Raw genomic sequence first — 22,542 nt, 5'->3', positions numbered from 1 at the left:
TTTTTTATCGTTTATATAGCTTTTCTTCTTGTAAACCGTTCATACTCATAAAACAAGTAGTGAAGAGGCTTGTTGTTTAAGTCTTCAAAACCAGCCGTAGCATAGATTGCATATGCATTATACTCCATCCCCATCACCTGTTCCCCTTGTAAAAGAGGATGTTCTGCTATCACCCATTGAGCGCCAGATAGAGATTCGATCACAACTTCCCCAAAGTACACAAACATCATTTCCTCAAACTCTTCTTTTGACGTTTGAAAGATGGACCATTTTTCTTTTTTCTCTATCTCTCTATATAAAAGTTCGATATCAAGCAAACTTTCTGCCGTATAATCTAGAGGAAAACCTTCAATACTATCACAAATTGCCGTAAGTTTGGCAAGATGACCTTTACGCTTTTCATAAAAAAAGACATTTGCTGCAAAGTTAGTCAATCTAACGCCTCCTTAACTTTACCATTGAGTAAAGTGTATCATAAAGAGGCTTTGTCCTTTATACAAAAAAGGTGGTGAACCATCCTATCCTTGCCAATTTGCTACTTCCGCTTCATTTTGAATAATCTCTTGTTCTTCTTTGTATGTGTAAAAGATAACGTTTCTTTCTTCTTCAGAAAATCCAGCTGAATGAAGAAAATAAAGATCCTTTCCTATTTCACGAACAAGACATTCAACCATGACATAAAAATGGGGAAGCTGGTTGTCTTCCAAATATTTAAAGTAATTTAAAACTTCTTGTTCCCTCTCCAAATTTTGGTTTTCCTCGTATTTCTTAACATCTTCTATGTATGAAAAAGTTTCTAAAACCCATTTCTTTATGTGATCTAAAAACTGTTCCTGATTAAAAGAAGGAACTGATTCTTGTCCTATTGTAGCAAGCGAATGAAAAACTTCTTCATGCGCCCGGGCAAGCTGTTCGCTGCACTCCACTAACCACGGCATATCATAAGCAATCTGCAGTAAGCGTATCAATTTTTTTCTCTCCTTTACATTTTTATCGTGCATGCTTAACAGGTTATATTCTTATATTATTCAACAAGTCAATATAAAAATCCTATATAAATATTGCTAAAGTTACTTTATTTAAAACAAACCTTCTCTTTTTTACTCTATAACCCTTTATTACCTTTCGTAAAACTTTATGTAGTGGGAAGTATAAAAAAGAAGAAGAATTTATATAAAACTGCTCTTTCAAGAAAGAAAGGAGCGAAAAAATAAATGAGCAAGAAAATTGCTGTTTATCTTGTTATATTTTCTATATTTCTAACTGGATTTTCAGATTCTTTCACATCCTCAAATAAGAATGTGGAAGTTTTCGATCTTACCCAAAGTAAAGTTGTTAAGATTACACCAACAAATAAGGTACTGCAAAAAGAGGCAGAAAAAAGCATCCGTTCCATAACTTTATTAAGTAAAAAAGTAAGCCCGCTTCCTCGAAAAGGAGCATTAGTGCGGATTCCCCTTGACCCTGCTGTTTCCATTAAAAATGAATGGATGGACGACCTTGTTGATGAAGTTATTATTATTTTTGGCGAGCGTGAAAAACCGCTCCTTATGGTATTTACTGATGAAAATCGGACCCTTTTCTTTGAATTCAACTATAATCCTAAAGAAATTCGAACTTTGTTAAAATAAGCCCGTGTTATGGCACGGGCTTTTTCTTTAAGAGAGAAGCGTAGGCTCATACACTTGATTTACTAAATACTGCCCAATAGCGAACGAGGCTTTTCTCCCATAGTATGGTATTTGCACAACATGAGCAGAACACTCCCCATTAATGAAGAAGAAGCCATCTCGGAACTGGTCGTCTGTTATAACAACAGCTTGATCCTGCTCTGTAAAATGCGGTATAAGATCTTCTCTAGCAATGGAAGGAATAACGGTTTGCACCTGTTCTAAGAAATACTCTTCGGAGCCTACATCCTTCATCGCTTTTTTATATGTTCCAAGCATGCTTTTGTAAGAAGAAACTTTTCTGATACTTGATATATTCGAAATAAACTCTTTTATATTTCCTTTACCGTGACCCTCGTTTATGGAAGAACCAACTTCCATTCCGCCGTTAAGCGTCGGAGCTACATAAATATTTACAAAAGGGACAAGGGCAGATGGCACAGGTGACACAATGTGCTGGAGTTTCGCTTCTTTAACAGAATAGTACTGTCTTTGTAACGGGAACTTCTCTATATCTGTATAGTAGTCGCTTAATTTTGCAACTTTATCACTTTGAGATTCTTCACAATTAATATATTTTTTGGCATAGTACGCTCCATTGTTCGTTTCTACTACAACCGATTTCTTCCCTTCCACAATACTTTTTACTTTTTCATCATATCGTATTTCCGCTCCACTTTCTGTTACCTCTTGTAAAAGTGCTGAGGCAACTTTTTTATACTCAACAATGCCTGCAGATGGAAGATAAAGGGCGCCTACACCAAGTGCAAAAGGTTCTCGTTCGAAAAGCTCCTCTTGTGAAAGAACCGTACTATTTTCATCATTTCTTTGTAAAAAGTGAAGAAGTTCTACTTCCTTTTCGTCTTTTGCTACAATAAGCTTGCCACATTTTTTATAAGGAATGCTGTGCTGATCACAAAATCGGTATAACTCTTCATGCCCTTGTTTCACGAGATTTTGTTCTACCGTATTTTTGCCCGCATAGATTTCTGTATCAATCATGTTATTTTCCGAGTAAGCTTCCTCAGTACTTTGAGCCAGAATCAAGACACGCGCTCCTTCTTCTCTTTCATGAAACGCTTTCGCTGCTGAAAGTCCCGTTAAATTGCTACCGACAATAACCATATCATACATACATCTCATCCCTTTCCATCCCTTGATTACGTTTTTCTTCCTTCTATCTTAGCATGATTCAATTTAAAACCCTATGAAACTACTCTTTCAAACTGTTTATATTCTTCCACCGATAAACGCTAAGAACAAAGCCGATGAAGGACGCATTAATCATAAATGAGATAACACCATAGCTAACAAATGGTACAGAAACGTTTAGAAACGGTACTTTTCCCATTCCCATAAGCAGACCCCATCCACAGGTCACCCCATACAGGAGAATAACGCCTAGTGTTAAAGCTCGTCCAAACGGTTCCCTTGTTCCAATGAATGTTCGGTACATTCGAAAAAGCAGAAAGCTCATAAGAAATAATAAGAATAGACTAAAAAGCCACCCATACATATACGTAAGAGGTACAAAGATTAAATCAACATAATATTTTGTATTGAGTTCTACTGTTGAAGGTAAAACTCCATTTCCAAACCAGCCTGCTCTGCTTAATAAATAAAACGATTCTGAAAAAAGCTGGTATGGTTTTTCTCTCCACAAGTCTATAATCTTTGGTAACGTTGTACCTCTTAGTAAGGATGCAGCATAAGCTGACAAAATCAACACAACAAACCATATAGAAAGATGGCTTCCCTTCCTTTTCCACTTCCCTGCTCCTGCTAAACATAAGGCAAGAAGGACATAAAGAAGAGAAGGTCCATAATACCCCATCCTAATAAACATAAAAAACGGAAACACAAGTAAAAAACTTGATGCTAAAAAAGACATCTTGTTCCGTACCGTAAATGAAGCCCATGAAAGAAGAAAAAAAGGAAATGTTATATAAGCACTTAAAAAAACAGGACCAATACTAACAAAAGTTCGACTTCCTTTTATGGTACCAAAAAAATGCATATAAAGAAGGAATGCACATCCTGCTATATAAAAGAACAACCCTTTATTTTTCAGTTTTTCATAGTTAAAAAACATAAGCAATCCAACAATACATACGCTAATTGAAACACCTATACTGTGCATTTTGAGCATATCTGATGAGGAAACTTTCGTAAAAAGAATAGGAGTTAGGAAACTTAGTGCTATGAAGGAAATCATCGTTAAAAGAGCAAACCAATCTACAATAGGTCGATGCAGTTTATTCATCTTTTTCCCAATTTGAGCTGGACTCCCCATTTGTTCAATTGTTTTCTTTTCTGCTTCCTCCTTCGTCATTCCTTCTTCTTCCCATAAGGAAGAAAGCTCTCTCATATGTTGATAGAGCTCTAGTCGAACGACTTTTTTCGCTTCCTTAGAACGAATATGAGCTGTAACCCGATTTAAAAAAGCTTCTTTCATATCCATTGATTACTCTCCCAAACTCCAACTTTGGCTAAAAGTCTTCACTTCTTTTCTCATATCGCTTGCTTTTCCTAACACTTTCGCTCCTGTTTCTGTTAACTTGTAATATTTTCGCTCAGCTTTCCATTCACCTACAATCCAACGTTTATTCTCAAGTTCGTGAAGAAATGTATACATCATCCCTTCTTTCCCTTCAAACGCAAAAAGAGCTTGCGACTTTAAGGCAGTTAAAATTTCCATTCCGGTTTTTTCTGTTCTCACAAGTTGTAACACAGCGAAAAGTATCTTATTTTTTTCACTATCCCCTCCATTTATGGAAGAAGAAATAGCACGACGGTGCCGATCTGTAAACTGTAAATCTTTAAAAACCGTATTCTTCATCGCTTTTTTTAAGGATGCTAATTTTTCGTCCATTGTTCTGCCTCCTTTAATTCATCTTTTAAAAGCTCTTTTGCTCTTCTAAGGCGTGTTTTCACCGTATTTTGCTTAATACCAATAAGCTCTTCAATTTGTTTTAGCGACATTTCTTCAAAATAGAAAAGGTAAATAACTTCCCTATATTTTATAGGTAGATTCATGACAACACTTACTAAACTTGCATCTTCACTTTTTTGGATTACTTCTTCTTCAACACTTTTTTGCTTAGGAGAAGAAAAAAGCGAGAGTTTTTCAGATACCATAACTTTTCGGTAGTGCCAGCTTTTAAAATAATCTTTACAGTGATTAATCGCAATCCTCCATAGCCATGTTTTCATTTTAGCTTGCCCTTTATATGTAGGAAGTGCTTTGTAGCACTTTACGAAAATTTCTTGCGTCAAGTCTTCTGCAATTTCTCGACTTTTCACATATGAATACACAAGCTGCAGCACATCTTGGCCATAATCAATCATGAGTTCTTGAAGTACTTCATCACACTGATCCTCTTGGATTAGTTTTTCGAGTGCAACCTCACTCATTCTGACACCCCCTTCTTCTCTTTTCATTTGACGAACTCCCCTCTCTAAAAGTTTGGTTTTTTAACTTATGTTTTTATGGACATACTAATGCTATATGTATAAAAGGAGAGATTAGATGAGTCAATACTCCGGTTTAATTGTTTCAGGACACTATGTTAGAGAAGAAAATATGTTTTATATTCGAGCGATTAACGATATTTTTCATTCTTCATCTTATACAAAGGATGAACTGAACTTTTTTTATGAACAAATAAAAAAAGGTGGCTTCCTCAATTTTAAAGACCCTGCTCCTCTTTCACATACTGAACAACATATGCTTCTTAATGATTTAAAAGAGATTAGCCATCTATACTCCCTTTAGCTATTTTCTTAGAAAGCTTTTATAATTTCTACCCTTTTTGCCTATTTTTTCAAAAACACCTTTACCTTTTTCTGATTTTTCTATATAATTACATCGTTAAGAAAAAAATTCCAAGGAGGTCGACATTTATGAAAAAGTTTATGCATACTCTTAGTTGCTGCCGTTTTTCTCTATTGCATCCGACCTTCCGTGGAGTGAAATAAGTTTTATTCTTTTCACATTCTACGCCACAGGACGGATGATGTTCTGTGGCTTTATTATGTTTAAAGCCATGAGTATTCTCGTGGCTTTTTACTTTGAAAGGAGGTGAAAAGAATGACGCTCAACTTAATATTTTTTACCATTTCATTTAAAAAGCGGAAGTATACAAACGAAGAAATCGAATACAACGAGTTTGTAGAAAAGATTATGAAAGAACAGCACGATAAGATTATTAACTATTACTATCACAACTAATAAATCCATTTTGAAAGGTGATGATATGTATGAAAAGAAGGACGATATGGAAAATAAATCAAATCAAGCACTATATAGATATTGACTCAACATAGCCTTTTTTAGAAACGGTATGCTGGACGAATTCAGAAAATAAAGTAAACTATACTAATAGACTTTTATTTTTGGGTAGGAGGAACAGCAATGAATACCGTTATTTCGCTAGACAACATTTCATGGATCAGACAAAAGCAGCCGATTATTAAAAATGTGTGCTGGACAATACAGGAAGGTGAACATTGGGCACTTGTTGGTCGAAACGGTTCTGGGAAAACGACACTTTTAAATATGATTAACGGCTATCTTTGGCCAACAAAAGGAAGCATTTCTGTTCTTGGAGAAACGTTTGGTCACGTTAATTTACAAGAGCTTCGCAAGCATATTGGAATTGTTAGCTCCTCTCTTAGCGAACGATTTTCTTCAACAGTGCTCTGTGAGGAAGTTATTGTAAGCGGGAAATTCGCTTCTATTGGATTATATGACCAAACAGAAAAGGCAGATTTCGAAAAAGCGGCTGAGCTTATGAAGATGCTTGGAATCAAAGGTCTAGCAGCGCGAGAATATGGTATCTGCTCACAAGGGGAAAAACAAAAGGTGCTTATTGCACGAGCTCTTATGGCAAATCCCAAGCTTCTCATTCTTGATGAGCCATGCAATGGCCTTGATTTACTTTCACGTGAAGCATTTTTAGAAAGTATTGAAACACTGGCACGCCTTGAGGATGGTCCAACCTTAATTTATGTAACACATCATATCGAAGAAATTTTACCTGTTTTTAATAAAACCTGTTTATTAAAAGACGGAGAGGTCTATGCTCAAGGAAAGAAGGAAGAGCTTTTAACCTCTAAAACGTTATCAACCTTTTTCAACGTTCCTCTTGAAGCTCAAACAGAAAACGGAAGAACCTACGTTAAAATTCTTCAACAAGAAAAGCGCTAAACAATTATGTTTAGCGCTTTTTCCATGCTCCATATTTTTTCTTGAAGTTTTCTTCAAAAGAAGAAGCTTTTTGAATATGATGAACCCCTCGATGTAAAAGCGGTTTATCAAATTCTTTATTAATATCTTCAACAACATCTAAAATTTCTTCGTCTTGAATTTCATTCTCGTATGTAAACAAGCTAAGCTGTTTTAATGATTGCTCTTTTTCTTCAACCCGAAGAGCTGTTATACCAAGAAGACGTACAGGAGAACCGCTCCAGTGTTTGTCAAACAAAGAAGAAGCAACTTGAAAAATCTCTTCTTTTTCTTCAATTGGATTCATCAATTGCTGACTTCTTGTTACAGTTTGGAAATTGGCGTACCGTATCGTAATTTGGATATCATCTGTTACCGTATTTCTCAATTTCATTCGTTTGCTAACCGTTTGAGACAAGCTACTTAACGTGTTTAATAGGAGGTCATCATCGTCACTATTAAAGGCTAGCGTTGTTGAATTTCCTATGCTTTTTACCGTTGCTGCAGCATCAGGATCAACAGGGCGTTCATCTATTCCATTCGCACGCTTTTTTAGATGTGGTCCTAGAACACCAAGTAAAGAAGATAACTTCCTCTCTTCTTCCCCAGCCAGGTCTCCTATCGTTTGAATACCAATACTGTGAAGCTTCTCAGCCGTTTTTTTACCAATTCCGTGCATTTCATGTACCGTCTTTGGCCACAGCTCTTTTTGAACATCTCTTTTTCGTAAAATAGTAATGCCAAGCGGTTTTTTAAAATCAGAAGCCGTTTTTGCTAAAAATTTGTTCGGTGCAATTCCGATTGAAACAGGCAAATTATATTTTTGTAAAATGTCTCTTCTAATTCTTTCAGCAATTTCAACAGGCGTACCAAGCTCATGGCAGTTCGTAATGTCTAAGTACCCTTCATCAATTGAAGCAGGTTCAAGCAACGAGCTTATCGTTGATAAATAGGTGAAAAGGTTTAGGGATGCTTCTCGGTACAAAGAAAAGTTAGGTGTGCAAACAGCAAGCTCTGGACATTTCCTCCTTGCCTCCCACAAAGGCATTGTTGTATAAATTCCATATTTTCTCGCTTCATAATTGCACGTTAAAATAATTCCTCTTCGCTTCGTTCCTGCTACTGCAACTGGTTTGTTTCTCAAAGATGGATTGTTCGCAATTTCAACAGAGGCGAAAAAAGCATTTGCATCAATATGTAAAATAACGCGTCCCTTTTTTGGATACATCGATTTCATGAGCATCTTCCTTTAATATCGCTTTCCCTTTATCTTACCAAAAGAACATACGTTCCTCAATAGATATAAAAAAAATGATGAACCCATATAGGGCTCATCATTTTTCAAACTACACGAACAGTTTCTTCTGTTGCTAATTTTACATTTCCAGCTAAAGCTCTTGAAATCATACATGACTCTTCTGCTTTATGTGCTAGACGATGGGCTTTCTCAACTTGAAGAGGAGTTGATTCCGCTTTTAATGTAATAACAGGCTTATGCGTTATACTTTCATATGTAAAGATGTTGTTTGTAACATCTACAACAGCATCTGAATGAAGAGTTAAACTCTCTACTCCAATATCTGCTCTCTCAAGCATAGCAGCAAGTGTTATCACGTAACACGTTGCAGCTGCTCCAAGCAGCATTTCATCAGGATTTGTCCCAACTCCAGGGCCGCCCATTTCTCTTGGAATCGAAATAGAAGACTTTAAATTCCCTGCTTCAATATGCCCGTCGCTGTTTCTTCCTCCATTCCAAACGGCTTCTAATTGAAAAGGATGTTTAGCCATTGTAATTCCTCCTTCTAAATGTTTGACTTTGTCACTATAGCACACATTACGAAAGACGCGTACTTTTATGCTCTTTGTTTTTCCTTATCTTTTTTTGTATATAAGCGATAACTAAAAGAAGCAATGGAAGCATTTGAGGCACAATATGAATCATAATAATATTATGTCCTGTTCCTTCTTTAATGTGTTCAGGATAGCTGCTTGCAATTGACATTGAAAGGAGGAGAAGTAAAATGCCGAATGGATATGTGAGCTTTTTATAGTCTTTAAATTTAAATAATTCTGCAGTGCCAATTAAAACAGCGTAAAAGAAAATACTAATTTTAAAGAATCCACCAAGAATAAGATAAACCATAAAAAACACATCAAGACGCTCTAAAAAATTAGCTACTTCAATTCTTTGAATTGTTCCGAGTAAGGGAAACTGAGAGCGCTCAAAAAGATCTAACCCAAGTACAGATATGTTAATCACCATTGTAAGCGTTAAGTTAATTCCGCTTAATAAAATAGCCGAAATTCCTGCTATTGTACTTTTAGACTTATCCTTTAAATAAGGAAGAAGCATTAAAAACACAACCATTTCGCTAAACGGAAAGTAGATTGTTGACGTTACTAACGTTTTCAATACAGGTTTCCAGCCATTTTCAAGAATTGGTTTTAAATTACTTAAATCAACGAGACCGGACGCAATGATTAAAATAAAACCAGGTATAGCTAATAAATAAAGAAGGGCGAAAAACAGCTCACCTGTTCTAGCAATAACTTCAAACCCTTTATAAACGGCATATACCATCGTCATCATCATTAACGTACTAATGATAAATAAAGGGGTATCTACGTATGAGAATGCAATAAGAAACTCTCCGAAATCACGCAGTACGCGTGCAGATATATAAAGAAAATAGACGAGATACATCACAGCTACAATACGTCCTAGAAATGGACCAAGAATTTTTTGAACATAGCTTGTTAGAGGTTCATCGGGATAATATTTGTACAGGCGATCGTAGAGAAAAAAAAGACATATCCCACTAAGCATCCCTAGCAAAACAGCAATCCACGCATCCCTGTCAGCCCCTCCGCCAAGACCAACGACAAGAGCGCTCCCATGTTCGAAAAAGATAATAAGAAAGAACAATTGCTTTGTACTGATTTTAATATTTTCCACGTTATTCACACTTTCTGTTACCGATTAGGATTAGAAAGGAACGGCTGATTACGAAGACCTGTCCTACGGATAAAGGCTTTGACGTTTACCTCCACATCTACTTCGGTAAATCCTTTTACATTCCAATCATCTTTCACTTCTTTCCACTTTTTTGGACTATGTTCATAAATCGTTCTTCCAAACCCAAAGATGTCACTTTTGTCCTTTTTTGCTCTTTTTACTGTTTTCATCACTTCTTGTTCAATTCGCTTCTCCCATAATCTTTCGATTTTTTGGATAGTCTGTGGATCTCTTAAATCAACAGAAACATTAACTCCATTAATGTTTCCTTCTGTTTCGATATTCATCAAAATAATAGGGCGTCCATGCTGCCATTTGACATTAAGTTTTGATTTTGCTCTTATTGTTTGTAGTGCAATTGCTTTTTTATGCCTTTCCCAGTCTATGCTATCTACAATATCTTTCACTTTATTTGTTGACCACAAAATTCCGTGCACATTGTCTCCTTTTACCCAATCAATGAGTTTTCCTTCTCTAAAAATAGCAATGCCGCTTGCTTCTATCTTTCCCTTTGGATCACTTCCTTGGATGCTTTCTTGCATTGAACCTTCTTCTGCACTACCTTGAATCGAAATACCGTTAATAATAGGTTCTTTTCCATGAGAAGTGATTTTTTGCAAAACTTCATCAACATTTACTTTTATATTCTGTCCTCCATTGTCTTCCGCATTTTCAAGCAGTTTGTTTACATAAACGGCTGGAATTCGATCAATAGGCGTTAAGTTTTTAATTACGTTCTCAGCACTTGTACCTTTTGCAATTACAATTGTAGCAGTTTCCCTTAGTTGATCACTTCGTTCAATAAAATCAAATAGTTCATATAGTCCTTTTGTTCTTGCTAATTCTTCATCAATGACAATTAAGTTTGTGTGAGCATAGTATAAATTCCGTGACATTTTGCTTGTAACGTGTCTACTAGCTTCAAATGGATTAACTGCTGTACTAGACATAATCGTCACAGGGGCATCTTGAACACTTGCTTGTTGTCCACCTGCAACGCTTCCTGGATTCACAACCTGTAGCGAAACTTTATATTTGTTTCCATTTTTATCTTTACTAATTCCAACTGCTGTAACAAAAGCTAAATCAGACATTTCTTTACTGCTCCAACAACCTGATAAAAAAAAACAACATAAAAGAATCATAAAAGCCCGTATACTATGTTTCATCTTGATTTTCCTCCTCTTCTGTTGGAGGATGTGGACTTTGATTTCTTCCTTGTCTTTTAACATTATCTTCATTTATAAGCGCGGGTCTACGATCAAGTGACCAAAAAGGAGCTCGAATAAACGTATCTCTTAGACCTTGAAAATCGAGTGGGGAAAGAGGAGACATATAAGGGACACCAAACGACCGCAAACTACATAAATGAACAACCATTATAATTAATCCTAGGAAAATGCCATAGAACCCAAACGCAGCTGCACAAACCATTAAAGCAAAGCGAATAACACGCGCTGAAATAGCAATTGAAAAAGACGGAGTAGCAAAGCTCGCAATTGCTGTTAACGAAACAATAATAATCATAGCTGGAGATACAAGCCCAGCTTGAACAGCTGCTTGTCCAATAACAAGTGCTCCTACAATAGAGACAGCTTGTCCGACTGCCCTTGGCATTCGAACTCCTGCTTCTCGTAAAATCTCAAAAGTCACTTCCATAATCACGGCTTCTACAAATGAGGGAAATGGAACAACTTCTCGCTGTGCTGCAATCGAAAAAGCAAGCTGAGTTGGAATCATTTCTTGGTGAAATGTGGTTGCTGCTATATAACTTGATGGCGCAATTAAAGAAATGAAAAAAATCATAATGCGCAAGAAGCGCAACCCTGAACTAATATCAAACCGAGTATAGTAATCATCAGGAGACTGAAAAAATTGAATGAATAAAGCTGGCACAACAAGAGCGAACGGCGTGCCGTCTACAAGAATAGCTACTCTACCCTCAAGCAAATTGGCTGCTACAACATCAGGACGCTCTGTATGATAAACGGTCGGAAATGTTGTAAATGTTTCATCTTCAATAAGCTCTTCAATATTTCCCGACTCTAAAATGCTACCAACATCAATTCCTGAAATCCGGTCTCTTACTTCCTGAACAATTTTATCTTTTGCAATTCCATTGATGTAGAGAATGCTCACATCTGTTTGAGTTGCTTTTCCAAGCTTTTTTGTTTCCATTCTAAAATCCGTATTTTTAATTCTTCTTCGGAGTAGCGCTGTATTTGTACGAATTGATTCTGTAAAACCATCTTTTGGTCCTCTAATGGAAACTTGCGTCTGTGGCTCCTCAATAGCTCTTTGTTCTCCCCCTCTAGCGCTTCCTGAGAGTGCTTGAGGATACCCATCAACTAAAACAATGGTTTCTCCATCTACTAAAGACTGAAATAGCGTTTCCCAATCCAACACTATCTTCACATCATCAAGAGCTACCACTTTCGTTTGCAAAAGTTGAATAGGATTCCACTCCTTAAAATAGCGTTCAATATTAGGCTCCTCAAGCAGCAACTTAAGGAGAGAATCATTAATAATACTCGCCTCAACTAGTCCATCAATAAAAACAATGGCAGATGGAATTTGTTCGTTATAACCAATTGAAAATTCTCTTACAATAACGTCTGAGCTATATCCAACTTCTTCCTTTATTCTTTTAATATTACATGTTAAATCACGCTGAAGAAGTTCTGCTGGAGATTTCTCTTCATGGGTGTCATCTGACTTGCTGTCTTCTTTCTTTTTTCGTTTCTTAAAAAACATGGCAGAGACCTACCTTTTTTTATCCATTTTCTGCAGAAAAGAGCACAATTATGCATTCATCTGTATAAAGAGAACTTCAAATGAAAAAAGTAAAAAAACAAATGATAATTGTTGGAGGAAGACTACTTTGAAAATGCTTCTTGCTCTTTTGCTTATGAGTTCTTTATCTTTCTCTTTAGTCATTGTTTTAGACCTTTTTATGAACTACTCTGTAGCGAGAGCTATTTATAATGTGTTTTATGGTTTTCGCGTTATGGCACCTTTAGAGTTCTTTTTGCTTTGTTTTCTGCTTCTGTCTCTTTTTGTTTATATAGGCAAAGAAATATGGAAACAAAGAAAAAGTAAAAAAAATTAAGAGCCAGCTTTATTTTGATAACAAAGCTGGCTCTTATATTATGAAAAACGTTTTCTTTTAATAAGGCTTGCAATGATGGAACTGAGAATGAGGACGATGGAAATAGATGCTGTAATAACAATAGCCTTCATATCTTGTCTTTGAACGATGATAGCAATGTATGACCAAATGAAAACAAGAGGGTAGGCAATATCTCGATTTTTCAGTGTAAAGTAAATACTTAGTAATCCTCCTACTAATAGCATAATAATTGTCCATCCATATTCACTAACACCGAAAAGTTATTCCTCCTTCTTCACCTTGTATTCCACTTTTTATCACTTGATAAACACTCTTCAGAACACTGCCTTTTCATTCATAAAAAAAGCTGAGGGAACGTTTCCCTCAGCTTTTCATACTTTACATTTCTTGTGTGCTTTGTCGTTTTCCTTTACGCTTTACAAGCGGATAAAATACAATTCCGATTAAAAAGAGGCCAATTCCTAAAGAAAAAGTTTTCATATCTGCAGTTCCGGAAATAATAACCCATGCTGCATAAATAAATGCAAGCCCTGCAATAATCCCGTCTTTTATACGTGAAGATGTTCCCCCTAGTTCTGCGTATGTTTCCCCTTTAATGACAACTTTTAAGAAATAAATAGTTGAAATTAAATATGGGATAAGATAAGCAAGCGTTGATGATGTTGTTAAGAAAGAATACGCTTGACTAATCGTTCCTGAAACAGTTGAAAAAATAAAGATTTGAGACATAATATTCGTTACAAGTAAAGCATTACTTGGGCTTCCTTTTTTGTTTGTTTTTGCAAAAAAGGCTGGAAAGTTTCCTTCACGCGCTGCTCTGTATGGAACTTCTGAACTTAATAAGATCCACCCAAGCATTGATCCAAACAAGGAGACAAGTGCAAGAAGTGCCATAATAATACTGCCACCACGACCAATTAAAACGTTTAAAACGTCTACGAAAGGCTTATCTGATGCTTGGAGTTCACTGTGTGGGAGCGCCCCCATTGTAATCATTGTAATTGTCATATAAATAATAATAGCAATTGTTACCCCTGCCACAGTAGCCTTTTTAATATCGCGCTGTGAAGATGCTCGACCTGATAAAATAACGGCTGACTCAATACCAACGAATGCCCATAGTGTTGAAATAGCGGCATTGTACACTTGACTCGAAAGTCCAAGCGGATTTCCTCCATCTGTGCTCTCAACAGGATAATAAAAACTTCCCATTGTTGAGAACTGAAAAGCAAATAACCCAGCAATAATGAAAAGAGCGAATCCCACGACTTTTGAAAATGTCGTAACAAAATTCAGTTTACCTGCTGCATTCATACTTGTAACTAAGATTGTATGAGTTCCCCATAAGAAGATAGAGCAAACTACAAAAGTAATAAGCTTCCCTAATTCAATCGGTTGAGACCCAACATGAAATAATACTCGACCGTCTCTCATAATCGGTAGAAAAGTAGATAAATAACCTGCAAAACTTGTAATAATCGCTACGTTGCTAATCCAGTTTGCTACCCAATATCCCCAAACGGTTGTAAAACTTGCTACATCACCTGTTTTTTTATTTTCAAATAGCGCTCTCGCATAACTCTGCGGTCCCGCTTGTAGCTCTGGTTTTCGAATTGATAGCGTTCCAAAAGTTAGGGCAAGCATTAATACACCAAACCCAGTAACAGCCCATGCTGTCATAACGCCAAGTGGACTTGCCACTTGTGCAAGCGTACTTGGAAGCATGAAAATCCCTGATCCTACCATGTTTCCAACAACAAAAGCTGTTAAGAGCCAAAAACCCCATTTTTTCGTTTGTTCCATGCTGCAAAAATCCTCCAATAAGTAATTTTTAGCAGACAAAATAAAAAAGTATGGAAATGCCCATACTTTTGCATTCACTCTGCCATATCTCTCTGATAGCCCTCCACAAAAACTTGTGGCAGTCCTGTACTTATTTAATACAGGCCCAGCTTATAAAAAAAGTGGTTTTTTATAAGCTTCGGCGCTCATTCCTTTCACATATGTTCATAAGCTCCACTTGCTTCCCATATGTTACTCCTAATACGCGCAACCTCTACCTCACCGAGAAAGAGTGAGGATTTATATTATTTTTACTACGTTATAATACCAAAGAGAGCATGAGCTGTCAAAGCCCTATTTTGTGTAAAATAAGGAAAAACAGCTCATGTTTGTTTCTTAGGCTTTTAGAGAACTTTTTAATACTTTCTCAATCGCTTTTGCTACTCCATTATTATCATTTGTTTCGGTTACGTAGTCACATAATGACTGCACTTCAGGATCTCCATTTCCCATCCCGAAACTTGTAGCTGCTTCATTAAACATACTAATATCGTTGTGATTGTCTCCAATAGCGACTGAATGTTTCATATCAACTTTGAAATGCTCTGCCATTTTACGAAGCGCAATTCCCTTTGTTGCCTTCAAGTGGTTGACCTCCACGTTATGCAAAGCAGATGAGCTAATAGCTACGTTGTCGCTTTTTCCTAATTCATCTTTTACAACTTGCAGCTTGTTTAAGTCGAAGGAGAAAAAGAGGAATTTAAAAATATTAGTATCTTCTTGGAGCGCTTTTTTCATAAGCTCTTCTTTTGGTAAAAAGGTCACGCCAGCCTGCTGTGACTGTTTGGCAGCTAAAAGATCAAGTTCAAAGCGAGAAATTTTTTCATTAGAGCTTCTCACTCGGTCTGCTTCCGCTTTCATTACATCTCCTGCATTTTCATATGTATAAACCCCGTCTTGCACATACATTTCAAAGTAAACTTCCTCATCATTATGAAAGCGAAGATTCATAGCATTTTGAATGTCTTGCTCCTCTAGAGATTGGCGATGAAGAACGTTTCCTTCTTCATCTCTTACGTCTGCTCCGTTTGCACAAATCTTAGGAAGTTTAAGATCGAACGGTTGTAAAGGACGCATTGCATCCTCATAGCTTCTTCCTGTTGCAATGACAACCTTAACCCCAGCGCGCTGTGCATTTTTGATCGCTTCTACATTCTCAGCAGGCACCTTACCTTCACTATTTAATAATGTTCCATCCATATCAATTGCAATAATCATCAATTGTTCCCCCTTGCTGTATTTGTTTTTACTATAGCGTATGAAACGCTTTTCACTGAAAGATTTTTTATTATTTCATGTTATTTTTTAGACATAGTAAAAATATTATTCCCTATTTCAAATGTTTCAATCAAAAATTAGACTTCCGTGAAATGCTTGTGAATTATCGCTCTTTTTTGTTGTCCTCTTCTCCTTTTCTATAATACTATAGAAAGAAGAAGATTTTTTACGATTTCTTGGTCTATTCACAAATTTTGTCGATTGTTTTTTCACATGCTGTATATTATCTTGTATGTAAGTACCTTTAGGAACTATCCTAGAAAGGGGGTAAAGAAAAAACATTGATTCGTTCACTAAAAAAAGCTCATCGCCTATCATCTGTTTCATACCTTGATTCACCAACGGCTTTTTCGTTTTATGCCTTGAGTTTTACATATATCGTACACATCGGGATATTAACGTTTAAACCACTTTCTACCGAGCATTATATAAGCGCTTTCGTCAACTTTCTTATTTTGTTGATTAATGGATTTTTATTAGCTACAGATAAAAGGGTTATTAAAAGCGTACGCTATAACAAACAAGCTCGGTTTCTCTACTTCTCAACAGCAGCCATCTGGTTATCTGCAGGAGCTATTTTTACAGAAAACTACTTTTTAATGGCTGTAACAGTAACTGTTATCTTTTATTTAATTGTAGAAGCTGTAAGACTTCTTTTATCTTTTTTCTACTATTGGGGAATTGCGCTATTTTTCCCTTATGAATATAAAGAAAAAAGTGACGATATGATTCGTTCAGGTCAGGAACTTTCCATGTTTTTAACAGCACCTGAACAAAAAGGACTTGCTTTCATAAGGCTTGTACATGGAATATTGTATATAGTTGCTATTTTTGTTCTTTTTATAATTGTTTCTATTACAATGCCTATTCCAGACGAGAGCCTGTTTTCTTTATTTGATCAAGGAAGGAAACTTGCTACCGAAGCAGAGATAACAAAACCATCTAATGTTTTTATTTTTGGAGCTCTTTTCCTCTCTGTTCTTGCTTTTACAGTTCCAAAAGTGAAGCAACTTGAACAACTTGCGCTAGAGCGAAAGGCAGCCATTCAAAAATCACATGCTGTGTAACGTATAAGTTAAAAAGACTTATACGTTTTTTTTGTGTAGAGTAATGTAAAGTATAGTAAGATAATGGGTAAGAGTAGGAGGCTTTTTTCTTATGAAATACCTATTAATCTTTTGGGTGGTGATTGTATTGGCTGGATACTCGGATGACCGACAAGCACGGAAGCAAAAAGCGGAAGATAGCATATTAAGAGCCGAGGTAAACGTTTCCTATCAATCTAAAACAGAAGAATACACAATCGAGGCTTCACTACACAATAAAACACTTAAAGACATTCAACTTTTATTTGATCATGGTACTCTTCTCTGGCTTAATAAAAATGGAACAACTCAACCTTCTAACACATTTTCAACACAAGTATACTCAATGCTTCTAGAAGGAAAAACAAGTGAAACTGTTAGTAGAACTCTTACAAAACAAGAGTGGAAAAAAGCAGACTATGCCCTTTATGTTCAGTACAAAGATCAAAAAGGAAAAAAGCGTATTCTTACTCTTTATTCTCCTACGTAGCTAAAAAAGCTCATGCGTCTAAACGCATGAGCTTTATGATAAGTTAAATAACTATAACAATTTTAGCATACTTGAATTTATCGACTTAAAATTCCTGTAATAACGCTCGTTTTTGCTTTCGCATATTCATTTGTACTTTCCCATTCTCGAAGTGCAAGCTTTCGCTTAACCGAAGCATATGCCTCTAAACTGTCTTCACTACTTCTTAAAATATCGCGAAATTGTAGATGCCTTTCCCATAAGTTGCTCCCCTTTACAACAACATGAAGATGTGCTTCATGATGAATATCGGCATCCTGTGAAAAATCATGTTCTCCATTCCTAATAATGTCTGGAAGACCTTCCTCTTTAAATCGAACAAAATAGCGTCGATTTGGCAAAATGGTTTCATATTGTTGCACATATGTATAACCAAGCTCTCGAATTGGATCAATAGCATCCTGTAGTTCTTCTTCTTTTTCCACTCCTACAATTACGTCAATGATTGGTTTTGCCATCATATTAGGTACAGAAGTACTACCAATATGCTCAATACAAACCTTCATTGGTGCTAACTTTTCCTCCAACTGTTCTTTCAGAACTCTAAACTTCTCTGGCCACTGTGCATCATACGGAACAAGCTGTACTTTTGCCATTCTTTCTCCCCCCTCATCACTTTCCCATATTATTATATAATAGAAAGATTAATTGGGAAAAGGAGAATTATTGCTTTTTCAGAAAATAAGCGTATTCTGTCGGTTTAACGCGCTTTTTGATTTTCCGCTACAAGATCAGGATAATCACAAATAATACCATCAACACCTAGGTTATAAAAGCTTTGAATTGTTTTTTTACGATACACAGCATAAGGAGTAACTTTCATTCCATTTTTATGAATACGTTTCACAAGCTTCTTTGTAATCAGTCTTCTGTTTGGGTTCACATATGTTGCATATGCCGAAATGTCTTTTAATTTTGCAGAAGATATCCCCCATATATTGTACTTTACAAGAACTCCTACTGAAATTTTCGGAAGACGTTTCTTAATCCGTTGCACAGCTTTCTCATCAAAAGATTGAACAATAATTTTGTCAGACTCTGCTAATCGAAAACTTTCAAGCGTTCGTGCAAGCTTCTCCTCAATCCCTGGATATAAAGAAGGATATTTCAGTTCGATTAGAAAACCTACTTTCGTTCGGAATGTTGCAAATACTTCTGGGAGTGTAGGAATACGCTCGTTCTTAAACTCCCCGGAAAACCACCCTCCAGCGTCAAGTTCCTTTAGCTCATGAAGCGTTTTTTCACTAACAAGGCCATTTCCATCTGTTGTTCGCTCTACTGTCTTATCGTGTATAAGAACAAGTTCTCCATCCCTGCTCATTTGAACATCAATTTCAAGATAGTCTGCCTTCATTTTCAATGCTAAAAAGTAAGCTGCAAACGTATTTTCTGGAGCATACCCTGAAGCACCTCTATGAGCAATGTTCATGACTTCTCCCCTCTTATCTTTTTTCTTCATAAAAAAGATGGAGCAATAACTCACTCCACCGAAATTTTGCTTGCTAATTCTCCATTTTTCAACCATACATGTACTTCTTGACCCTTTTTCAGTCCAAACACGCCTTGATCTCCGCCCTCAAATTCTGTATCTTTATCTGCTGTTACTTCAATGATTTGATATCCTTCATCTTGAGTTAATGGACCAAGGTATACTTTGCTTCCGCTAATATCAACCACTTTCCCATGATAATCCGCTCTTGTAAAAATAAAAAAGGCCGCACATACAAGAACAACAACTGCAACAGCAGGTATAACGATTCTTTTTTTAAGCTTCACTGGCTTTCGTTCCTTTCATCTCTTTTTCTTATACTTTCTTATTTATTCGTTCTTTTCCTTTAAGAGAAAAAGAGGAAATACGCAAATGTTTCTGTCATTTTTTGACGACTCTAGACGTATTTTTTAGGGTTGTACTTTATATAAAATTTCATTTCTATTGCTCTCAAGCATTCTTTAATAAAAGAGGAGGCTTTTCAATAAAAGCTTAAGACCAAGATCTCTCTAAAGCTTCTTTAGAAAACTTCCTCTTTTGATTAATACGCACTTGGCATGTGAGCCGCTGCAATAGAAAGAAGAATAAAGACGATGAGTACAGCACCATTTATAATGACCGATACGATAGACATTTTTGTTTTCTCTTTAAAAAAGCTGATAATCGTTAATACGATTCCAACAAAAGATAAGAGAAAAGCACCGAAGAAAAAGAAAATGCCAAACGCAAATTGTAAAACAGTCGGTATAAAGAAGATCCCTGTACAAATAAGGCTTGCTATTCCGAACCATAACGAAGTTTTTGCAATATTCTTTTTTGTTTCTCTATACAATGAAACCTCCCCTTTTGTTTTCATTTCAAATATGACCGGTAACTTGATAATTATTCCAACACTGTACATCTTATCACGAAAAAGAGAAAGAACAAAACATAGAAAAAAGAGAAAATTCTATGAGTTCTGATTCTCAATTACATCCTTTAATACGTCAGGATTATTGGTAAAAAGACCATCTACGCCCCAATGTATCAGCTTCCCCATTGCCTTTTTATCATTGACTGTAAAGGCATGAAGAAACAAACCTTGACTATGAACTTTTTCAATATATCCTTTATCTAAACACGTAGCACGGGGACCAATTCCGTCTGCATACGTTTTAATTTCCTTTATTTCCTGTAATGATGGACGACAAAGAGAAAGCTTAATGAGTGAAAGTTCAGGCTTCTTCTCATGAATGCTTTTTAAACTTTTCGCACTGAAAGATTCAATTAAAAGATGCTCTTCTGGAATATTGTATTTATCCACAAGCTTAAGCAAATTCTCTTCCATTCCTTTATAGCTTTGGGGCGATTTTGTTTCAATATAGTAATGCTGATCACGCCCAAAGTAAGCAAAAATTTCTTCGAGTGATAGAATTGATTCTTTTTCAAATGACTCTTTTGCTTGCTCAGGATATTTTCGATTAAACCATGAACCAGCATCAAGATTCTTTAATTGATCATATGTGTAATCTTTCACACGACCTTTTCCATTTGTTGTCCTTTCTAATTTTGAATCATGGATCGCAACAAGGACGCCATCCTTTGTTTGCTGAAGGTCTATTTCAAGATAGTCTGCTCCCATATCAAGAGCTTTTTTATAAGAAATCATCGTATGTTCAGGTGCATATGCAGACGCACCACGATGAGCAATATTTAAAATAGGATGATTAGATTGTGCTAGAACAAATCTATGTTCAGAACTCACGAGAAGCAGAAGTAACCCAATCGCGATAAAAATGCGTTTTGTCATCGTTTTCTCCTTTTTATGTAAGCCGTGTTTTTTACTATTCACGGTTCTTTCTTTTTTTATGTAAAAAGATTGTGTTTCTTTCATTATCATCTGTTATCCGCATTTCAAATGCTATCATAATTCTTTCATGTTGGGAACATTAGGAAAGGAGAAAGCGTAAAAAAGGTGCTAAAAGTAGCACCTTTTTTACATTTTATAATGTTTTATAGTAGTAATTTAGATCGTATATGATTCTTTCTTCATCTAGCGTTAAGAGAACGCGATTCTCCATTACGACATTTCCGTTAATAACACTATCAGAAACATCTTTTCCACTTGCTGCATATAAGAGATGTGAAGAGGCATTTTCAAGAGGTTGAAGATGGACTTTATCTCTTGGATCAATCGAAATGAAATCTGCTTTGTATCCTTCTTTTAATACACCTGTATCCTCATATCCTAATGCTTTTGATCCATTCAAGGTTGCCATTTTTAGCATGCTATAAGCAGGCATTGCTTCTGGCGTTTTATGTGTACCTTTTTGCAAAAGTGCAGCTGTTCTCATTTCTTCAAACATATCTAAATTATTATTAGAAGCAACGCTATCTGTTGCAATAGCTACGTTCACGCCTGCACGATTTAGGCTAGAAATATCAGCAACTCCAGATCCTAGCTTTAAATTACTAATAGGGTTGTGAGCAATTGATGTTCCTTTTTCATTTAAAAGAGCAACATCTTCATCTGTGAGAACAACTCCATGAGCAAAAATGGTGGGCTGTTCGTAAAAACCAAGATCTGCTAGATATTGTACAGGAGTTGCTTTATGTTCGCTAAGACAATCATTCATCTCTTTTTCTGTTTCAGACACGTGAATGTGAAGAGGCAAGTCAAGGTCTTTTGCAATTGAAACAGATGAACGCAGAAGCTCTTCACTACAAGAATACGGACTGTGTGGAGCAACTGTTGTTCTAATTAATGAACGATCTTTCTTAATATATTGAGCCATATCATACGCTTCTTTTGCTATAGCTTCATCTCCCTTGTCATTAGAAAACAGGGTATACGCCAAATTACCTTTCATTCCGGTATCTTTTACTGCTTCGTAAAGTTTAAATACATCAAGACCAATTGGATTAAACATGTCGTTAAAAAGCGTTGTCCCGCTCTTTATCATTTCAACAATAGCTGCTTTTGAGCTTGTAATAGCAAGATCTGTCGTAAACTTCGCTTCAAGCGGCCAAATTTTTTCCGTTAGCCATGGATGAAGAAGCATATCATCTCCAACACCACGTAGGATGTTCATTACAATATGAACATGTGAATTCACAAGCCCTGGCATAACCCATTTCCCGCTCCAGTTGTAAGTTTCTTCACAATCTTGCAATCGCTCCTCTTCCATCTTTCCAATATAGGCGATTTTCTCGTCTTCCGTTATAATCATTCCGTCTTTAATTATTTTTTCGTGATCTAGTGTGAATATATCGCAATGATAGAACGCTTTTTTCATT

27 protein-coding genes and 1 riboswitch are annotated in these 22,542 nt (G+C 36.1%); of the genes, 7 read left to right on the top strand and 20 right to left on the bottom strand.

Annotation, left to right across the window (positions count from 1 at the left end):
- Nucleotides 1-11 precede the first annotated feature (11 nt).
- The gene (locus B9N79_RS15815; protein ID WP_046216817.1) at nt 12-434 is read right to left on the bottom strand and encodes a hypothetical protein; all 423 of its coding nucleotides are present in this window, start codon (nt 432-434) and stop codon (nt 12-14) included.
- Between the two features lie 84 nt (nt 435-518).
- Nucleotides 519-968, bottom strand: a complete 450-nt coding sequence (locus B9N79_RS15810; RefSeq protein ID WP_040058131.1) for a hypothetical protein — start codon at nt 966-968, stop codon at nt 519-521.
- A 246-nt stretch (nt 969-1,214) separates the two neighbouring features.
- Between B9N79_RS15810 and B9N79_RS15805 the strand changes: the two genes are divergently transcribed.
- Nucleotides 1,215-1,631: a hypothetical protein gene (locus B9N79_RS15805; RefSeq protein ID WP_019393297.1), complete on the top strand. Its 417-nt coding sequence runs from the start codon at nt 1,215-1,217 to the stop codon at nt 1,629-1,631.
- 27 nt (nt 1,632-1,658) lie between these two features.
- Here the strand turns inward: B9N79_RS15805 and B9N79_RS15800 are convergent, their stop codons facing one another.
- The 4 genes from B9N79_RS15800 to B9N79_RS15785 all read right to left on the bottom strand — a co-directional run bounded on the left by B9N79_RS15800 (nt 1,659) and on the right by B9N79_RS15785 (nt 5,084).
- A complete protein-coding gene (locus B9N79_RS15800) occupies nt 1,659-2,813 on the bottom strand; it encodes an FAD-dependent oxidoreductase (RefSeq protein WP_082864695.1) in 1,155 nt (384 codons plus the stop codon).
- A 70-nt stretch (nt 2,814-2,883) separates the two neighbouring features.
- Nucleotides 2,884-4,131, bottom strand: a complete 1,248-nt coding sequence (locus tag B9N79_RS15795; RefSeq protein ID WP_019393295.1) for an FtsW/RodA/SpoVE family cell cycle protein — start codon at nt 4,129-4,131, stop codon at nt 2,884-2,886.
- Between the two features lie 3 nt (nt 4,132-4,134).
- The gene (locus tag B9N79_RS15790) at nt 4,135-4,542 is read right to left on the bottom strand and encodes a PadR family transcriptional regulator (protein WP_019393294.1); all 408 of its coding nucleotides are present in this window, start codon (nt 4,540-4,542) and stop codon (nt 4,135-4,137) included.
- Nucleotides 4,527-5,084, bottom strand: a complete 558-nt coding sequence (locus tag B9N79_RS15785) for a sigma-70 family RNA polymerase sigma factor (protein ID WP_026009630.1) — start codon at nt 5,082-5,084, stop codon at nt 4,527-4,529. Before B9N79_RS15785 ends, B9N79_RS15790 begins: the two co-directional genes overlap by 16 nt.
- A 115-nt stretch (nt 5,085-5,199) precedes the next feature.
- On the opposite strand from B9N79_RS15785, the gene B9N79_RS15780 reads away from it, so the two are divergent.
- The 3 genes from B9N79_RS15780 to B9N79_RS15770 all read left to right on the top strand — a co-directional run bounded on the left by B9N79_RS15780 (nt 5,200) and on the right by B9N79_RS15770 (nt 6,879).
- A complete protein-coding gene (locus B9N79_RS15780; RefSeq protein WP_019393292.1) occupies nt 5,200-5,445 on the top strand; it encodes a hypothetical protein in 246 nt (81 codons plus the stop codon).
- Nucleotides 5,446-5,760: 315 nt separating this feature from the next.
- A complete protein-coding gene (locus B9N79_RS15775) occupies nt 5,761-5,901 on the top strand; it encodes a YrzI family small protein (protein WP_019393291.1) in 141 nt (46 codons plus the stop codon).
- Between the two features lie 183 nt (nt 5,902-6,084).
- Entirely contained in the window at nt 6,085-6,879 is a 795-nt protein-coding gene (locus B9N79_RS15770; RefSeq protein WP_046216815.1) for an ABC transporter ATP-binding protein, read from the top strand.
- 10 nt (nt 6,880-6,889) lie between these two features.
- On the opposite strand, the gene B9N79_RS15765 is transcribed toward B9N79_RS15770, so the two are convergent.
- The 5 genes from B9N79_RS15765 to B9N79_RS15745 all read right to left on the bottom strand — a co-directional run bounded on the left by B9N79_RS15765 (nt 6,890) and on the right by B9N79_RS15745 (nt 12,667).
- Nucleotides 6,890-8,134 (bottom strand): DNA polymerase IV, encoded by a 1,245-nt coding sequence (locus B9N79_RS15765; RefSeq protein WP_046216814.1) that lies wholly within the window; start codon nt 8,132-8,134, stop codon nt 6,890-6,892.
- 104 nt (nt 8,135-8,238) lie between these two features.
- Complete coding sequence (locus B9N79_RS15760) at nt 8,239-8,685, bottom strand: OsmC family protein (RefSeq protein ID WP_046216813.1); 447 nt, start codon at nt 8,683-8,685, stop codon at nt 8,239-8,241.
- Between the two features lie 46 nt (nt 8,686-8,731).
- On the bottom strand, nt 8,732-9,853 hold the full coding sequence (locus B9N79_RS15755) for a GerAB/ArcD/ProY family transporter (RefSeq protein ID WP_085118677.1): 1,122 nt from the start codon (nt 9,851-9,853) through the stop codon (nt 8,732-8,734).
- 17 nt (nt 9,854-9,870) lie between these two features.
- On the bottom strand, nt 9,871-11,082 hold the full coding sequence (locus B9N79_RS15750; RefSeq protein WP_019393286.1) for a Ger(x)C family spore germination protein: 1,212 nt from the start codon (nt 11,080-11,082) through the stop codon (nt 9,871-9,873).
- The gene (locus B9N79_RS15745) at nt 11,072-12,667 is read right to left on the bottom strand and encodes a spore germination protein (protein WP_019393285.1); all 1,596 of its coding nucleotides are present in this window, start codon (nt 12,665-12,667) and stop codon (nt 11,072-11,074) included. Before B9N79_RS15745 ends, B9N79_RS15750 begins: the two co-directional genes overlap by 11 nt.
- On the opposite strand from B9N79_RS15745, the gene B9N79_RS27020 reads away from it, so the two are divergent.
- Entirely contained in the window at nt 12,666-13,022 is a 357-nt protein-coding gene (locus B9N79_RS27020) for a YczF family membrane protein (RefSeq protein ID WP_472924689.1), read from the top strand. The genes B9N79_RS15745 and B9N79_RS27020 overlap by 2 nt on opposite strands.
- A 38-nt stretch (nt 13,023-13,060) precedes the next feature.
- Here B9N79_RS27020 and B9N79_RS15735 read toward each other — a convergent pair whose 3' ends face one another.
- The 3 genes from B9N79_RS15735 to B9N79_RS15725 all read right to left on the bottom strand — a co-directional run bounded on the left by B9N79_RS15735 (nt 13,061) and on the right by B9N79_RS15725 (nt 16,103).
- Entirely contained in the window at nt 13,061-13,267 is a 207-nt protein-coding gene (locus B9N79_RS15735) for a hypothetical protein (protein WP_046216812.1), read from the bottom strand.
- 154 nt (nt 13,268-13,421) lie between these two features.
- Nucleotides 13,422-14,846 carry an amino acid permease gene (locus B9N79_RS15730; RefSeq protein WP_046216811.1) on the bottom strand — a complete coding sequence of 475 codons (1,425 nt, stop codon included), beginning with the start codon at nt 14,844-14,846 and terminating at the stop codon, nt 13,422-13,424.
- Between the two features lie 88 nt (nt 14,847-14,934).
- Nucleotides 14,935-15,110: riboswitch (Lysine riboswitch) on the bottom strand.
- 111 nt (nt 15,111-15,221) lie between these two features.
- Nucleotides 15,222-16,103, bottom strand: coding sequence for a Cof-type HAD-IIB family hydrolase (locus B9N79_RS15725; protein WP_019393281.1), 882 nt, complete (start codon nt 16,101-16,103; stop codon nt 15,222-15,224).
- Nucleotides 16,104-16,444: 341 nt separating this feature from the next.
- Between B9N79_RS15725 and B9N79_RS15715 the strand changes: the two genes are divergently transcribed.
- Both B9N79_RS15715 and B9N79_RS15710 read left to right on the top strand, forming a co-directional pair.
- Nucleotides 16,445-17,230, top strand: a complete 786-nt coding sequence (locus B9N79_RS15715) for a hypothetical protein (protein WP_019393279.1) — start codon at nt 16,445-16,447, stop codon at nt 17,228-17,230.
- 91 nt (nt 17,231-17,321) lie between these two features.
- Entirely contained in the window at nt 17,322-17,738 is a 417-nt protein-coding gene (locus B9N79_RS15710) for a hypothetical protein (protein ID WP_040058137.1), read from the top strand.
- Between the two features lie 77 nt (nt 17,739-17,815).
- Here the strand turns inward: B9N79_RS15710 and B9N79_RS15705 are convergent, their stop codons facing one another.
- From B9N79_RS15705 to B9N79_RS15680, 6 genes are all read right to left on the bottom strand, one after another.
- Entirely contained in the window at nt 17,816-18,373 is a 558-nt protein-coding gene (locus B9N79_RS15705) for a GrpB family protein (protein WP_019393277.1), read from the bottom strand.
- A gap of 104 nt (nt 18,374-18,477) precedes the next feature.
- Nucleotides 18,478-19,206 (bottom strand): glycerophosphodiester phosphodiesterase, encoded by a 729-nt coding sequence (locus tag B9N79_RS15700; RefSeq protein ID WP_019393276.1) that lies wholly within the window; start codon nt 19,204-19,206, stop codon nt 18,478-18,480.
- Between the two features lie 50 nt (nt 19,207-19,256).
- Complete coding sequence (locus tag B9N79_RS15695) at nt 19,257-19,553, bottom strand: hypothetical protein (protein WP_019393275.1); 297 nt, start codon at nt 19,551-19,553, stop codon at nt 19,257-19,259.
- Between the two features lie 254 nt (nt 19,554-19,807).
- On the bottom strand, nt 19,808-20,098 hold the full coding sequence (locus B9N79_RS15690; RefSeq protein ID WP_019393274.1) for a hypothetical protein: 291 nt from the start codon (nt 20,096-20,098) through the stop codon (nt 19,808-19,810).
- A 117-nt stretch (nt 20,099-20,215) separates the two neighbouring features.
- Nucleotides 20,216-21,055, bottom strand: a complete 840-nt coding sequence (locus B9N79_RS15685) for a glycerophosphodiester phosphodiesterase (protein ID WP_040058138.1) — start codon at nt 21,053-21,055, stop codon at nt 20,216-20,218.
- 193 nt (nt 21,056-21,248) lie between these two features.
- Nucleotides 21,249-22,541 (bottom strand): amidohydrolase, encoded by a 1,293-nt coding sequence (locus tag B9N79_RS15680; protein ID WP_040058139.1) that lies wholly within the window; start codon nt 22,539-22,541, stop codon nt 21,249-21,251.
- Nucleotide 22,542: the final 1 nt, after the last annotated feature.

The sequence above is a fragment of the Priestia filamentosa genome (assembly GCF_900177535.1).
Lineage (GTDB): Bacteria > Bacillota > Bacilli > Bacillales > Bacillaceae_H > Bacillus_I > Bacillus_I filamentosa.
The sequence above is the reverse complement of the archived record's forward strand: the minus strand, read 5'-3'. Positions and strand labels throughout refer to the sequence as shown.